General features: G+C 66.5%; 11 protein-coding genes. 5 read left to right on the forward strand and 6 right to left on the reverse strand.

The genetic code is table 11. The features are described 5' to 3' along the window. Positions 1 to 76 precede the first annotated feature (76 nt). Positions 77 to 1,402, forward strand: a complete 1,326-nt coding sequence (gene trmFO, locus ACZ1JS_RS06005) for a methylenetetrahydrofolate--tRNA-(uracil(54)-C(5))-methyltransferase (FADH(2)-oxidizing) TrmFO (RefSeq protein ID WP_465168150.1) — start codon at positions 77 to 79, stop codon at positions 1,400 to 1,402. On the opposite strand, the gene ACZ1JS_RS06010 is transcribed toward trmFO, so the two are convergent. Genes ACZ1JS_RS06010 through ACZ1JS_RS06025 form a run of 4 tightly spaced genes read right to left on the reverse strand, consistent with a single transcriptional unit; the run spans position 1,389 to position 5,759 of the window. Then, positions 1,389 to 1,640, reverse strand: coding sequence for a DUF3325 family protein (locus tag ACZ1JS_RS06010; protein WP_465168151.1), 252 nt, complete (start codon positions 1,638 to 1,640; stop codon positions 1,389 to 1,391). The two genes, trmFO and ACZ1JS_RS06010, sit on opposite strands and share 14 nt — an antisense overlap. After that, the gene (locus ACZ1JS_RS06015; RefSeq protein WP_465168152.1) at positions 1,637 to 3,223 is read right to left on the reverse strand and encodes a PepSY-associated TM helix domain-containing protein; all 1,587 of its coding nucleotides are present in this window, start codon (positions 3,221 to 3,223) and stop codon (positions 1,637 to 1,639) included. The genes ACZ1JS_RS06010 and ACZ1JS_RS06015 overlap by 4 nt, the downstream gene beginning before the upstream one ends. After that, positions 3,220 to 3,528, reverse strand: coding sequence for a hypothetical protein (locus ACZ1JS_RS06020; protein ID WP_465168153.1), 309 nt, complete (start codon positions 3,526 to 3,528; stop codon positions 3,220 to 3,222). Before ACZ1JS_RS06020 ends, ACZ1JS_RS06015 begins: the two co-directional genes overlap by 4 nt. Further along, a complete protein-coding gene (locus tag ACZ1JS_RS06025; protein WP_465168154.1) occupies positions 3,525 to 5,759 on the reverse strand; it encodes a TonB-dependent siderophore receptor in 2,235 nt (744 codons plus the stop codon). The genes ACZ1JS_RS06020 and ACZ1JS_RS06025 overlap by 4 nt, the downstream gene beginning before the upstream one ends. 140 nt (positions 5,760 to 5,899) lie before the next feature. Between ACZ1JS_RS06025 and ACZ1JS_RS06030 the strand changes: the two genes are divergently transcribed. Then, positions 5,900 to 6,526: a DUF4198 domain-containing protein gene (locus ACZ1JS_RS06030; protein WP_465168155.1), complete on the forward strand. Its 627-nt coding sequence runs from the start codon at positions 5,900 to 5,902 to the stop codon at positions 6,524 to 6,526. A gap of 41 nt (positions 6,527 to 6,567) precedes the next feature. On the opposite strand, the gene ACZ1JS_RS06035 is transcribed toward ACZ1JS_RS06030, so the two are convergent. Beyond that, positions 6,568 to 8,523: a sialate O-acetylesterase gene (locus tag ACZ1JS_RS06035; RefSeq protein ID WP_465168156.1), complete on the reverse strand. Its 1,956-nt coding sequence runs from the start codon at positions 8,521 to 8,523 to the stop codon at positions 6,568 to 6,570. Between the two features lie 81 nt (positions 8,524 to 8,604). Then, on the reverse strand, positions 8,605 to 9,360 hold the full coding sequence (locus tag ACZ1JS_RS06040) for a FadR/GntR family transcriptional regulator (protein WP_242115910.1): 756 nt from the start codon (positions 9,358 to 9,360) through the stop codon (positions 8,605 to 8,607). A gap of 299 nt (positions 9,361 to 9,659) precedes the next feature. Here ACZ1JS_RS06040 and ACZ1JS_RS06045 point away from each other — a divergent pair, with 299 nt between their 5' ends. The 3 genes from ACZ1JS_RS06045 to ACZ1JS_RS06055 are packed head-to-tail and all read left to right on the forward strand — an operon-like array spanning position 9,660 to position 14,461. Next, a complete protein-coding gene (locus ACZ1JS_RS06045; RefSeq protein WP_465168157.1) occupies positions 9,660 to 11,219 on the forward strand; it encodes a glycoside hydrolase family 43 protein in 1,560 nt (519 codons plus the stop codon). Next, positions 11,216 to 13,102 carry an NPCBM/NEW2 domain-containing protein gene (locus ACZ1JS_RS06050; protein ID WP_465168158.1) on the forward strand — a complete coding sequence of 629 codons (1,887 nt, stop codon included), beginning with the start codon at positions 11,216 to 11,218 and terminating at the stop codon, positions 13,100 to 13,102. Before ACZ1JS_RS06045 ends, ACZ1JS_RS06050 begins: the two co-directional genes overlap by 4 nt. Before the next feature lie 15 nt (positions 13,103 to 13,117). After that, positions 13,118 to 14,461, forward strand: a complete 1,344-nt coding sequence (locus ACZ1JS_RS06055; protein WP_465168159.1) for a glycoside hydrolase family 27 protein — start codon at positions 13,118 to 13,120, stop codon at positions 14,459 to 14,461. Positions 14,462 to 14,469 lie beyond the last annotated feature (8 nt).

A 14,469-nucleotide genomic window follows, 5' to 3' on the forward strand; every position in this document is an offset into this window, starting at 1 on the left:
CGCATAACCCAATAAATTGGCGGTCCGTTTCGTACGTTCATTGCCGGTTTGGTTCGACGGGCCTAGACGCCCGGACATGCAGTATGACGTTCATATCATCGGCGGCGGGCTCGCCGGGTCCGAGGCCGCGTGGCAACTGGCACAGGCCGGGGCGAAGGTTCGCCTGTCGGAAATGCGTGGCGGCGGCGACAGCACGCCCGCGCATCAGGGCGACGATCTGGCCGAACTGGTCTGTTCGAACAGCTTCCGGTCGGACGACGCCGAATCGAATGCGGTCGGCCTGCTGCATGCCGAGATGCGTGCGCTCGGGTCGCTCATCATGGCCAAGGGTGATGAACACAAGGTACCGGCGGGATCGGCGCTGGCGGTCGATCGCGACGGTTTTTCCGCCGCCGTCACTGCCGCGCTGGCGTCGCATCCCAACATCACCATCGTCCGCGAACGGATCGACACCCTGCCCGAGCAAGGGTTGACGATCGTTGCCACCGGCCCGCTGACCGCCCCCGGTCTGGCGGGCGATATCGGCAGCGCGACCGGCGCGGAGGCCCTCGCCTTTTTCGACGCGATCGCACCGATCGTCCATCGCGACTCGATCGACATGGAGCAGGCCTGGTTCCAGAGCCGGTGGAACAAGGGCGACGGCAAGGATTACATCAACTGCGCGATGAACCGCGAACAATATGAGGCTTTCCATGCCGGGCTGATGTCGGCGGAAAAAGCCGAGTTCCGCGAATGGGAAAACGTCCCCTATTTCGAAGGCTGCATGCCGATCGAGGTGATGGCCGAACGCGGGCTGGACACGTTGCGCTTCGGGCCGATGAAGCCGGTCGGGTTGGATGATCCGCGTACCGGGCGTTGGCCGCATGCGGTTGTTCAACTTCGGCAGGACAATGCCAGCGGCACGCTGTGGAATATCGTCGGGTTCCAGACCAAGCTGAAGCATGGCGAACAGGTCCGGCTGTTCCGCACCATCCCCGGCCTCGAGAATGCCGAGTTCGCGCGGCTGGGCGGGCTGCATCGCAATACCTTCATCCGCTCGCCCGAACTGCTCGACCCGACGCTGCGGCTGAAGGCGCGGCCGCACCTGCGCTTTGCCGGGCAGATGACCGGGTGCGAAGGCTATGTCGAAAGCGCGGCGGTCGGGCTGCTGGCGGGACGTTTCGCCGCAGCCGAACTGGCGGGACGCAATGTCGCGCCACCGCCGGTCGAGACGGCAATGGGCGCGCTGCTCCATCACATCACCGGTGCGGCGGTGGCCGAGACCTATCAACCGATGAACGTCAATTTCGGGCTGATGCCGCCGATCCCCGGCCGGACGAAGAAGGCCGATCGCAAGAAGATGTACACGTCGCGCGCGCGCGATGCGTTCGAACCGTGGGCGAGCGCGCTTACGGCCGGGTGAGGTTGAGCGCGAGGAAACTCGCGCCCGCCCCCAGCATCAGCAACCCGGTCCCGCCGATCGCGCCATAGACCGGTCCCCATGCGGCGAAGGCCGCGACGAAGGTCGCGACGACCAGCGTCCAGCCACCGCGGCGACGCCAGCGAGGGTCGATCCCTTGCCACCGGTTACGATGGCGGTCGCTGGCGAGGGCGAGCAGCGCAAAGGCTGTAAGCGCCAATAAGAGTGCGAGCAGAGTCATTCGGCCGGTGCCCAGTTTGCAGTGTCGACTGCCGAAGCAGCGCGAGCGGTGCGCCGCCGCGCCTTCGGACGGAAGCGATGTACCCGCCATGCCGCGAAGCCGAAGCCGGTGCCGAGCGCGAGGAAGGTCAGGTCGGCCCCGGCCAGCACCCAGTCGCCGCGCGCGATCGTCGTTGCCAATCCGGTCGGCAGCGCGATGAGATTATAGATTGGCAGCGCGATCAGCAGCGCCGCTTGCACCGCCAGCAACTCTACCCACGCTCGCGCCGGTCTGCGCAGCAGGGCATACAGGAACAGCACGCCCCAGCCGGCGAACATCGCGTTGATCTCGCCATCGGCGCGTGCCGCCATGTCGACCGGCAGCAACCGGTTGGCCCAGAGATACAGCGTCATCGCGATCGGAAAGCCGGCGATGAAGCCGACATTCAGTCGCTCGACGACGCGAAACCCGACATGCGGGCGGGCCGGATCGGGCAGCCGCTCGCGCCGCTTGACCGTCCACAGCACCAGTCCGCTGGCCACCATCAGCGAGCCGGCGATGCCGCACAGGAAATACAGCCACCGCATCGGATAATCGCCGAACCGCCCGGCATGCAGCCCGACCATCACCCCCTGCGTCTCGACCGCGCCACCGGGCGGCGGGGCGCGCCACAGCAGCCGCCCGGTCACGCCGTCATAGGCCACTGCCGGTGCTCGCGCCGACAGCATCGACGTGCCCGATTGGGTAAGGGTAATCCGCGCGGCGGCGTCACCGGGGTTGAAGACGGTGATATAGCCGATCTGTCCGCCCAGCCGCCGTTCGGCATCGTGCAGCACCGGGCCGAGCGGGGTCAGTGGTGCCGGGCGTTCGGTCCGCTCGACCGCCGGCGCCTCGGGAAAGACCGCAGCGTAAAGCTTTGCCGGATCCTCGTAATTGGCGACGATCGCCCAAGGCATCAGCATCGCGATCAGCGTGACCAGCCCGGTATAGGTAATCATCAGGTGGAACGGCAGCGCCAGCACGGCCGTGGCATTATGCCCGTCGAGCCACGACCTTTGTCCCTTGCCCCGGCGCAGCGTGAAGAAGTCGCGAAAAATCTTCTTGTGAGTGACGATGCCGGTGAAGATCGCGACCAGCATGAACATCGCGGCGATGCTGACCAGCCAACGCGCCCAGAACACGGGCATATAATGCAGGTCGAAGTGGAAGCGATAGAAGAAGTCCCCGCCGCGGGTTTCGCGCGCAGTCCCCTCCTGCCCGTCGCTACCGATAAAGGCGCGGGTATCGTGGCGCCTGCGGCGACGTTCCTCGCCGGGCTTGGCCTGCGGTACCCAGAAGACGTCGCCGCCCGCACTCTCGGCGCCGGGTACGGTGATGAACCAGCTTTGCGCATCGGGCGCGCGCTGCTCCAGAAAGGCGACGGCGCCGTCGACCACGCGCTCGCGACTGGCGACCGGCGCCAGTTCGGGCCGCGCCCAGCGGTTCAGCGCCTCGCGCCAATAGGCCGAGGTACCGGCGACGAACATCGCGAACAACAGCCAGCCGAGCAACAACCCCGACCAGGTGTGCAGCGTCGATTGCGACTGGCGAAATCCCTTGCTCATATCCGCCCCCATAGGGCGACCGATCCCCAGGTGATCGCACCGGCCACCCCGCCCGCCACGACCAAGGTCCATAGCGCCCGCCAGCCGCTACGTGCGGCATAGGCCCACATCGCGGCGAGGGCGCAGAGCAGCAGCGCGATCAGCGCCGCCGCCATCGTCGTCTGCACCGGATCGCCCGGCAGGATCCGCGCCAGCGCCATCGCCCACAGACTGGCGACCGCATAGCCGACCGGCATCGCCGCGATCAGCCGCAGCACATTGTCGGCCAGCCGCCGCCACAGGATATGCCGGGCCTGTGCGATCACGGAAAATTCACCCGCACGCTGGCGAACACGGTGCGCGGGGCTCCATAATAATTGCCGCGCCCGGTCGAGGAGATGCGCGCATAATAGGTTCGGTCGAACAGGTTGTTGACGTTCAGCGCCAGCGACAGATTGTCGGTGATCCGGTATCCGCCGCGCAGATCGGCGACCGCATAGCTGCCCTGCCGCACGATCGTCGACGGCGTGCGCAGCGTGCCGTTGGCGTTGTAGGCCGGTGGGTTGCCGCTCCACGTACCGTCGAACCACGTCACTCCCGCGCCGACACTCGCGCCGGCCAGCGGGCCGTCGCCGCTTTCGTAATTGGTGAACAGCTTGACCATGTGTTCCGGTATTACCGGCAACAGGCTCAATCCCTCCAGCACTGGATTGGCGTCTTCCAGATATTTCGTACGGGTAAAGGTATAGCCGCCATTGATGCGCCAGCCGGGCAATATCTCGCCGCTCGCCTCCGCCTCGATCCCGCGCGCGCGGACCTTGCCGGTCTGATATGCGAGGGTCGGTTCGTTGGGATCGTTGAACAGGCGGTTGGTCTGGGTGATCTGATAGAGCGCCGCCGAGAGCAGCAACCGCTTGTCCATGAGCGACAGCTTGCTGCCGACCTCATATTGTTCGCCGATCAACGGTTCGACCGCGCCACCGCCGGGCAGGCTGCGGCCGGCCGGTGGGGCCTGCGGCGTGAAGCTGTCGGCATAGCTGGCATAGAGGTTCAGATCGCCGGTCACGTCCCACAGGATGCCGGCATAGGGCGTGAAGCGTTCGTCAAAGCCGTAGCGACCGGGCAGCGGGATCGTCCCGGTCGCGACGCGGGTGGTGGTGATGGTCGTGTCCCACCACGTCATGCGTCCGCCTCCGACCAGCGTCAGCCCGGCGAGCGGACTGAGCCGCATCTGGCCATAGAGACCATATTGCTCGATCTCGGTCCGCGAGCCGCCATAGACTTGCGTGACCGGACCATTTGGTCCCTGAAATGCCGGCAGCGGGCCATAGGGATCGAGCGGCGGTTCGGCGGGCGAGACGGGATCGAACACGTTGATCCGCGCATAGTTGGACAGGCGGGTGAAGTCCGCTGTCGCCGAGCTTGCCTGATAATCGGCGCCGACGATCAGCGTCTGGTCGCGGCCAAAGGCTGGGAAGCTTCCCACGCCGTTGAAATCGAACGACCGGGTCTGCATCGCGCTGTCGCCGCGATAGGCGATGTGATTGGTGGTGCCGCCATTGGCGGGGGTCACCGGCTGGTTGCCGATATAGCTGTAGATGTCGATGCGATCGACGTTCGCCAGCAGGCCCGTCGCGCGTAGTGTCCAGCGATCGCTGACGCGGTGCGCCAGCTCGACAAAGCCCGACCAGCTTTCCGAGCGGAACCGGTTCCAGTCGGCGCCGAGATAGGTCGAGCGATCGACGTTCAACAGCCGCCCGTCGCTGCCATCGGCACCGCCGACCACTCCGGGCAGGCCCGACTGGATCGCGGGCTTGAACAGGTCGTAATTGCCGCCGACGGTCAGGGTCGTGCGATCACCGATCTCGGTATCGGCCACGCCGAACGCGGCGAAGCGATAGCGATGGGCGATGTCGAAAAACTGATCCTGATCCTGCGCCATCGCGCCGAGCCGCAAGCCGGAGCGATCGTCGAGCGGTGTCGACACGTCGACCTCGCCCCGGACATTCCGGAAACTGCCATAGCCGGCCAGGGCGCTGACGGCGAAGCTGTCGAGCGGCCGCTTGCGCACCAGATTGATGCTGCCCGCCGGGTTGCCGGCACCGCTGAACAATCCGGCCGGCCCGCGCAGCACCTCGACCCGGTCGTACAGGAACAGGTCGGGCACGACGGCCGGGAAGCCGAAGGCGAAGGTGGGGACGCCGTCGACCAGATAGTTGTTGATGGTGAAGCCGCGCGACAGATAGGACGGATCCTCGCTGCTGATTCCGGTCACCGTCACGCCGTTGGTGACGGTCAATGCGTCTTCGAGGGTGAAGAGGTTGCGCTGCTGCAACTGCACCTGGTCGATTACGGTGATGGTGTTGGGCACGTCCTTCAGCGGGGTGACGGTCTTGCCGACCGCCTGCCCATAGCTTTTGCCGACGACGATGATCTCTTCGCCACGTTGCGCGTCCGCTTCCTCGTCCGCCGGAACGACCGGTTCGGCCAGTGCCGGAACTGCTGCCACCATCGCAAGCAACCCCGCCAGCGTCGTCGTGCGTACCAGACGCTTCATCATTCCCCCTTTGCGAGTCACTTTCAATATGGCTCGCACTAACGGCACAAAATGGACATTGCAACGCTATTGCGACCTACTCTCATTATAACTATCGAGGCCCTATGGCGCGGCGGACGCCGCCGGAACAGGAGAGATCGATGCGAACGCTTGCCCTCATTCTCGCGCTGGCAATGCCAGCGGCAGCCGATGCCCATGAAATCTGGGTCGAGCGCGACGGGACCGGCCCGGCGCGTATCTATCTGGGCGAACCGGCCGAGGCGCTGCCGCCCGGCGGCGATCCCGAATTCAAGCGGCTGGTCGCGCCGCGCATCGTCGGGCACGCCGGTGCGCCGCTACAGCGCAAGGCAGGCTATCTCGAAGCCGCAGTGCCGGTGGGCGACGTCCGCGTGACCGACGATTCCGTGTTCGCACCATGGGGCGACGCCGGGGCCAAGGAAGGCGTCATCTATTATGCGCGCGCCGGCCGTGCCGATACCGCGACCGCCATGCCCTATGAGATCGCGCCACTGACGGCCGGCGGCAATCGCTTCGCGTTGCTACAGCGTGGCAAGCCGGTGCCCGCCGCCAAGATCACGGTCATTGATCCCGATCGCAAGAGCGTCGAGCTTACCGCCGACGCGCAGGGCGCAGTGACCGTGCCCGTCGCGGCGAAGGGACGCTACCTGCTGACCACGGCGCAGGCCGAGACGGGCAAGCTGCGCGTCGCGGGCGGGCCGGTCGACAAGCTGCACCATATCGCGACGACCAGCTTCGTCGTCGGTTGATCGACCGGGCGGCGGGGTGCACTCCCGCCGCCCGACCGCGATCAGCGTAGCGGCAGTTCGAACGGTGCCGCCGGCAGGTCGGCGCCGTCGAACAGGTTGACGAACGGCGCATCGGCCCAGGCATAGCGCACCGCCGTCACCGCCGGCCGGTTGGCGCCGGGCAGGACGACCGTATCGCCCTCGACCCGGCCGTCGACGAAGCTGCAAACGGTGCCGGCGCAGCGTTCGAAGCCGATCGCCCCTGCCCCGCCATAGCGTTGCAGGCCGCCGGTCACGTTGCGGAAGCGGACGACGATATCGGCCCCCTGTCGCACCGCTTCGGCGGCTTCGGGACCGCTGCGCAGGCCGGGCTGACCATAAGCGACGACCCGTGCCAGCTGTGCCAGCCGCTCACCGACGACCGTCTTCTGCGCCGGGTGGATATCGAACCGGTCGCCGACGTCGATCGTGACGGCAAGGCCGGCATGCGCATCGGCCGCGACCGCCTGTGCCTGCGACTGGCGCACGGCCGCCCAGCCGGAGTCCCGCGGCGCGGTGGCGGGCTTGCCATAGCTGGTCAGTTGCACGACAAAGAACGGCAGATCGGGCGCGGCGAAGGCGCGCCGCCAATCGGCCATCAGCGTCGACATCAACCCGCGATAGGCCGCCGCCTGCCCGGTATTCGATTCGCCCTGATACCATGCTGCCAGCTTCAAGCCGTAGGGTGCGATCGGGGCGATCATGCCGTTGTAGAGCGTGGTCAGGCTGTTGGGTACGTCCCACGGCGCCGGGCCGACCGACACATCCTTCAGCGCCGATCCGATCCGGTAGCGCCATGGCCCCGAGAGCGGCACAGCGCTGCCATCGGCCAGGCCGATCGTGCGGATGCCCATATCGGTGAAGCGCCCGTCCTGTTTGGGGCCGACCGTGCGGATCGCGATGACGTTGCGCCCGGCGCGCAGCATACCGGCCGGGATGCCGTAATTGCGCCATGCCCAATCGACGCTGCCGCCGCCGACGAAGCGACCGTTGACATAGGTTTCGTCATAGCGCCCGATCGGTCCCAGCCGCAGTGTCTGCGCCGCCGCGACCTGAGCAGGGGTCAGGTCGACCGTCGTGCGCAGCCAGACGACGCCGCCGAGCCGGTCGCGATCGGCGGCGGGCAATTGCTCATACTGATCGGGTACCGCTGCCCATTTGCGATCGTCGTACTTTTCGTTGCGGAACGCGCGTTCGGCCTTGGCCGCCGGGTCGATCGCTTCCCATGCCTTTTCCCGGCGCACGCCGTCCGCTGCCGTTGCCGCCGCCGGATCGCGATCGTACAACGCGACCGCGTTCAGCCCGTCGGCAAAGCCCGGCTGCGTCGCCAGCGCAGGCGCGCTGATCCAGCTTTCGATGCGCGTCCCGCCCCATTCGGAGGCGATGATGCCCATCGGCACTTTCTCCGTCCCGCGCAGCGAGCGCGCCATGAAGTAGCAGACCGCCGACGCGTCGCCGACCGTCTCCGGCGTGACGCTACGCCAGTCGACCCGCTTGGCGAGGTCGGCGGCGGGCGCGGTCTTGCTGCTGTCGGCGATGGTCGTGAAGCGCAGCGACGCGTCGTTCGCCGACGGGATCACTTCCAGTCCGGTGGCGTGCTTGACCTGAAACTCCATGTTCGACTGTCCACCGCACAGGAACACGTCGCCGACCATGATGTCGGACAGGCGCTGGGCCGCTGTCGCCCCGCTGCTGACCTCAAGCACATAAGGGCCACCCGCCGGCATCGCCGGCAGCGTCGCGCGCCACTTGCCGTCGCTGCCCGTCTGCGCGGTGACGCTGCGATCGCTGAGTTTCACGGTGACCGGGGTGCCGGGCGCGCCGCTGCCCCAGATCGCGATCGGACGGTCGCGTTGCAGCACCGCATGGTCGGCGAAGATATTGGCAAGCACCGGCGCCGCCGATTGTGCATGGGCCGCCAAGCCCCATAGCAGCGATGCCGACAGCGCACAGCCTGCCAAGGCCCGAATCGAACGCATAACCTCTCCCCGATTATTGTGAGCGCTACCATGCAACAGCCGCGCGGGCGGCGCTACCATCGCGTTCGCACCATCGGGCCTTCACATCGCCGTGCGCGTATCCTCCAGCGCCAGCGACACGAGCGAGGTCATCGCCTCCTCTGCCGCCTTCGCATCGCCCGCGACCACGGCTTCGAATACGCGGGTATGATCGGGCACCGGATCGCGGGGCAGCGCACGCTGACGCTGCTTGAACTGTGTCGTCCAGTTGACTGCCGCGCCGATGCTGGCGCTCAGCGCGACGAACGTCTCGTTATGCGTGGCATAGATCAGCGCGTCGTGGAAATCACGGTCGGCGGCGCGCCCCGCCTCGGTCGCCAGCGTGTGGCGGCGCATCCCGCCCAGCGCGGCGCGCAACGCCTTGATATCGTCCTTGTCGCGCCGCTCCGCCGCCAGCCGCGCCACCGCCGGCTCGACGACCGCGCGCAACTCGAACAGGCCGCGGATGAACGCGATGTTCGGTTCCCCTTCGAACGCCCAGGCGAGGACCATCGGGTCGAGGAAGTTCCAGCGCCGCCGGGGCAGCACCCGCGTCCCGATCTTTGGCCGACTCTCGACCAGTCCCTTGGCGGTCAGCACCTGCACCGCCTCGCGATAGGCGCTGCGCGACACGTCGAGCGCCTCGGCATTGGCGACTTCGCCGGTCAGCAACTCGCCCGGTGCGATCCGGCCCGACACGATGGCGGTGCCGAGATAATGGGCGACCGCCCCCCGCAGCCGGCGGCCGGACCCCTTACGCGCCGGGGCGGCGGGTTCGTCCGACAGCGCGTCGGCGACGTCTTCGTCGATTTCGGCCATGTCGATCTCGTGCCCCTGTTTCGTGCTCACCCTGCTTCCCTCGCCATCAGCGTCGACGCGGCGGCCGCCAGCGCAATGTACAAGTAATGGGCCGCAGTTCGATATCGGATCGATTGTTCGCCGCGATGCTACGGACCCGGACCCCTGGCGTCAAATCGGCCAGGAATTGCCGTGATGCGCATCGCGCCGCGGCCAATCGGTCAACACGTTACCGCTACCACGAACAGCGTTGACCGATCGATCCGGGACGAATACCCAGACAATAAACGGCCGCAAGTCGCCGAAATGGGAGAGCGATTTTGGCTACCAAATCGATCCGGACAGGGTTGTTCGTCGCCATAGCCGCATTGGCCGGTAGCGCGCCTGCACAGGTGTGGCGCGCCGATCAGGGCGATGGCAGCTATCGCAACCCGATCCTCTATGCCGATTATCCCGATCCCGACATCATCCGCGTCGGCAGCGATTATTATTTCGTCACCACGACGTTCGCCAATGCGCCCGGCCTGACGCTGCTCCATTCGAAGGATCTGCTCAACTGGCAGATCATCAGCCATGTCGTGCCCCGGCTGGACGATCGGCCGGAATATAATCTGACCGGGGGCAAGGACGCCTATCGTCGCGGCCTGTTCGCAGCCAGCCTGCGCCACCACGCCGGGACCTTCTACATCGTCGTCACTCCGGTCGGACAAAATACGCGTATCTATCGCACCCGCGACCCGCGCGGTGTGTGGACGATGAACGAGCTCGACCGGGCGGCGTTCGATCCCGGTCTGTTCATCGAACCCGACGGCACCGGCTATATCGCTACATCGATCGGATCCGACGGCACGACCCGCCTGCTGAAGCTCGATCGCGATTTCCGCAAGGTCGTCGACGATCGCAAGATCCATTACAATGCAGGGGCGGAAGGATCGAAGATCATCCGCCGCGGCGACTATTATTATATGTTCAATGCGATCCCGCGTCGCCTTGGCCTGACGGTATCGCGAGCGAAGAACCTGTACGGACCATGGGAAACCCGGCCGCAGATCGACGACAAGAGCGGCGGGCATCAGGGAGCGCTGGTCGATACGCCCGACGGCAACTGGGTCGGATTCGTGATGATCGATTCCGGCTCGATCGGCCGGATGACGAATCTAAGCCCCGTTTTCTGGCGTGACGACTGGCCGGTCTGGGGGACGCCCGATGCGCCCGACCGCGTGCCCGAACGCGCGGCCAAACCGATCGAGGGGTTCCCTTTTGCCGAGCCTGCCACCTCCGACGCCTTTTCGGGATCGAAGCTCGGCCTGCAATGGCAATGGAACCACAACCCGATCGACGATCGCTGGTCGTTGACGCAGCGCCCCGGTTTCCTGCGCCTGCGCCCGACACGGGCCGACGGCTTCTGGACCGCCCGCAATACACTGGTCCAGAAGGCGCAGGGGCCACGCAGCCGGGCGGAGGTGAAGCTCGACATCGCCAATATCCGCAGCGGCGACCGCTGCGGCTTCGGCACCTTCGGCCAGTATAGCGCGACGCTGGCGGTGACCCGCAATGCCGGGGGCGCGGCGTCGCTGGCGATGGACCTGATCGAGAGCACCGAGACCGGCCCGAAAGTCGACCAGCGCGTTGCGGCCCAGCCGGTCGCCGGACGCAATCTGTGGATGGCGATGGACCTCGACTTCAAGGCCGACCGGGGCAGCCTGTCCTATAGCGTTGACGGCAAACGCTGGCAGCCGATCGGCGGCGACTTCCCGCTGGCGTTCGCATGGCGGACCGGCACCTTCCAGGGCGAGCAGATGGCGATCTTCTGCTATAATCCGTCGCCCGGCGCCGGCTTTTTAAATGTCGACAGTTTCATGCTGAAGGCGGCGAAATGAAACACTGGCTGCTCGCCGGTATCGCCGCGCTGCTGCCACTGGCCGCCGCCGCACAGGACCTTCGCCCGACTGGCCGGTGGAGCGCGAACGTCGAAGGGCGCGCGCAATTGCCGCCGATGGGCTGGAACAGTTGGAACGCCTTCCAAACCGATATCGATGAGGAGAAGCTGCTGGCATCGGCGCGGATCATCATCGACACCGGGCTTGCCAGGAAGGGCTATCGCTACGTCAACATTGATGACGGCTGGTGGCTGCAACGGCGTCAGTCCGACGGGCGGGTGCTGATCCGCACCGATAATTTCCCGTCGGCGCGCACGGCCGACGGCAATACCAGTTTCCGCCCGCTGACCGATCGGCTGCATGCCATGGGGCTGAAGGCCGGCATCTATTCGGATATCGGCCGCAACTCCTGTGGTCAGGTGTTCACGTCGAACATGCCGAACCAGCCGCAAGGGTCGGTATTGGAACGCGAAATCGGACTTTTCGGTCATGTCGATGGCGACATCCGAACCTATTTCGCCGAATGGGGCTTCGACTATATCAAGGTCGATGGCTGCGGCATTCGTGGGCTTGGTCCCGACAGTCCGGCGGTGCGCGCCGGGCGGCACCGGGTGTTTCCGCCACTGGTCGATGTCGACTCGCTCGGCCGCACCGATATTCCCGCCACCCGCAAGCTGTACGAGGACGTCGCGAGCGCGCTGCGGCGGTACAATCCCGATGGCGATTACATCCTGTCGCTGTGCCTGTGGGGTGCGGCCGATATCCGGTCATGGGGTCGCAATCTTGGGGGCACCTCGCGGACCAGCGAAGATATTTCAGCGAGTTGGAGCCGGATGCTCCATAATCTCGACAGCACCGCGCGGCGTCCGCTCTATGCCCATCCGGGGTCGTGGAACGATCCCGACATGCTGTTCGTCGGCACCGGCGAATTCGACGCCAGTCACCTGACCGAAGCGCGCTCGCACTTCACCTTGTGGGCGATGGTCAACGCGCCGTTGCTGATCGGCTACGACCTGCGCAAGGCGACGCCCGAACTGCTCGCGATCCTCGGCAACGAACGGATCATCGCGCTCAATCAGGATGCGGCGGGGAACCAGGCGGTGCTGGCGCATGACAGCGACGACGTGCAGATTTTCGTCAAGACGCTGGCCAGTGGCGACAAGGCGGTGGCGATCCTCAACCGGCTGAACCAGCCGGTCGAAGCGGTGCTGACCGCCGATCATCTGAAGCTGCTGGACGATGCCGATATCGATCTTACCGACTTGTGGAGTGGCGCCACCATGCGCTTCCGCGACGAACGCAAGCTGCAACTGGCGGCGCACGAGACGCTGGCCTTCGTCGCGCGTGGCAAGCGGCGGCTGGCCGATGGCCGTTATCTCTCCGAAATGCCCGGCCGGGTGAACCCGGCGGTCGACGGCGTCGTCGTGCCCGAGGTCGAGCCGCTGATCCGCCGCGGCATGCTGCCGTGGCGCAGTTCGCGGGGCGATGGCGAGCGGCCGCGCTATGGCGGATGGGGCGGCGCGCAGGTCGACAGCACGCCCTATGGCGAGACGGCGGGCGTCGCCGGACGCCGCTTCCACACCGCCATCGGGGTCCTTGCCAATTCCCGGATCGAGGTCCGCAACACGACTGCGCGGCGCTTCACCGCGACGGTCGGCGTCGACGACAGCGCACGCGACCGCCGCTATCCGGTGACCTTCCGCGTATACGGCGACGGCAAGCTGCTCGGTGCGTCGAAGCCGCTGCGCTTCGGTGAGGCAGCCGCTCCGATCACTGCCGACATAACCGGCGTAAAGCTGATCGAACTGGTTGCCGAGGGCGAGCGCGACGCGCGGTTCAACGATCCGGTGGTGTGGGGCGACGCCGCGCTACACGACAGATAAGCAAGGGAACGGGGCATGACGACGGACGGCATTACACGGCGCGGATTGATCGGCGTGGCGGGCGCGCTTCCGGTCGTCGCCGGCGCGGCGCGGGCGGCGCCCCGGACCAAGGCGAAGCTCGCCCAGACGCCGCCCATGGGCTGGAACAGCTGGAACAGCTTCGCCACCACGATCACCGAGGCGCAGGCGCTGGAAACCGCGCGGATCATGCGCGACAAGCTGCTGCCCGCCGGCTATTCGATCTTCACCATCGACATTCAGTGGTATGAGCCCGGAGCCACCGGCTATGCATATCGCGCCGATGCGGTGCCGGTGCTCGACGGTTACGGCCGGTTGCAGCCCGATCCGAAACGCTTCCCCTCTGCCGCCAATGGCCGTGGGTTTCGCGCTATCGCCGATCAGGTGCATGCGATGGGCCTGCAATTCGGCATCCATCTGATGCGCGGTATTCCCCGCGAGGCGGTGCGGCGCAACCTTCCCGTGCTCGACACGAAGTATCGGGCACAGGATATTGCCGACACGTCGAGTATCTGTTCGTGGAACGGCGACATGTACGGTGTCAACATGCGCCGCCCGGGCGCGCAGGCCTATTATGACAGCGTGTTCGCCCAATATGCCGATTGGGGCGTCGATCTGGTCAAGATGGACGATATGAGCCGCCCTTATGACTCGCACGCACCGGAGATCGAAGCGGCGAGTGCGGCGATCAAACGCGCGGGCCGCCCGATCCTGCTGAGCCTTTCCCCCGGCGAAACACCCGTCGCCAGTGGCGACCATGTGCGGGCGCATGCGCAGATGTGGCGGATCAGCGACGATTTCTGGGACGAATGGCCGTTGCTCGACGCACAATTCGTCCGGCTGGAAAATTGGCAGCGCTTCGCCGGACCCGGCGGCTGGCCCGATGCCGACATGCTGCCGCTCGGCCGACTGGCACTCGGCAAGCGCGACACCAAATTCACCCCGGCCGAACAGCGCACGTTGATGACCCTGTGGTCGATCGCGCGGTCGCCGCTCATCATGGGCGGCGACCTGCGCCATCTCGACGCGGCGACGCTCGCGCTGCTGACCAACCCGGAAGTCATCGCCGTCAACCAAGACAGCACCGCCAACCGCCCGCTGCATGTGCAGGACGGGATGCGCGCCTGGACGGCAAGGGCGGCGAATGGCGGCACCTACCTTGCGCTGTTCAATCCCGGCGACAAGCCGTCGAAACCCGGCGTCGATCTGCGCTGGCTAAAGCTGAACGGCCCGGTGCGCGTCCGCGACCTGTGGGCACGCCGCGATCTCGGGACCGCCGCGACCCGGGTCGAGGCCGACCTGCCGCCGCACGGGGCCGCCCTCTACCGTCTCGACGCCTGATCCCATCC

The sequence above is a fragment of the Sphingomonas sp. BL-S-05 genome (assembly GCF_055521695.1).

Excerpts from the sequence above, each read along its gene's own strand:
- trmFO (WP_465168150.1), top strand. The coding sequence starts at position 77 with ATGCAGTATGACGTTCATATCATCGGCGGCGGGCTCGCCGGGTCCGAG.
- ACZ1JS_RS06010 (WP_465168151.1), bottom strand. The coding sequence starts at position 1,640 with ATGACTCTGCTCGCACTCTTATTGGCGCTTACAGCCTTTGCGCTGCTC.
- ACZ1JS_RS06015 (WP_465168152.1), bottom strand. The coding sequence starts at position 3,223 with ATGAGCAAGGGATTTCGCCAGTCGCAATCGACGCTGCACACCTGGTCG.
- ACZ1JS_RS06025 (WP_465168154.1), bottom strand. The coding sequence starts at position 5,759 with ATGAAGCGTCTGGTACGCACGACGACGCTGGCGGGGTTGCTTGCGATG.
- ACZ1JS_RS06030 (WP_465168155.1), top strand. The coding sequence starts at position 5,900 with ATGCGAACGCTTGCCCTCATTCTCGCGCTGGCAATGCCAGCGGCAGCC.
- ACZ1JS_RS06035 (WP_465168156.1), bottom strand. The coding sequence starts at position 8,523 with ATGCGTTCGATTCGGGCCTTGGCAGGCTGTGCGCTGTCGGCATCGCTG.
- ACZ1JS_RS06040 (WP_242115910.1), bottom strand. The coding sequence starts at position 9,360 with ATGGCCGAAATCGACGAAGACGTCGCCGACGCGCTGTCGGACGAACCC.
- ACZ1JS_RS06050 (WP_465168158.1), top strand. The coding sequence starts at position 11,216 with ATGAAACACTGGCTGCTCGCCGGTATCGCCGCGCTGCTGCCACTGGCC.
- ACZ1JS_RS06055 (WP_465168159.1), top strand. The coding sequence starts at position 13,118 with ATGACGACGGACGGCATTACACGGCGCGGATTGATCGGCGTGGCGGGC.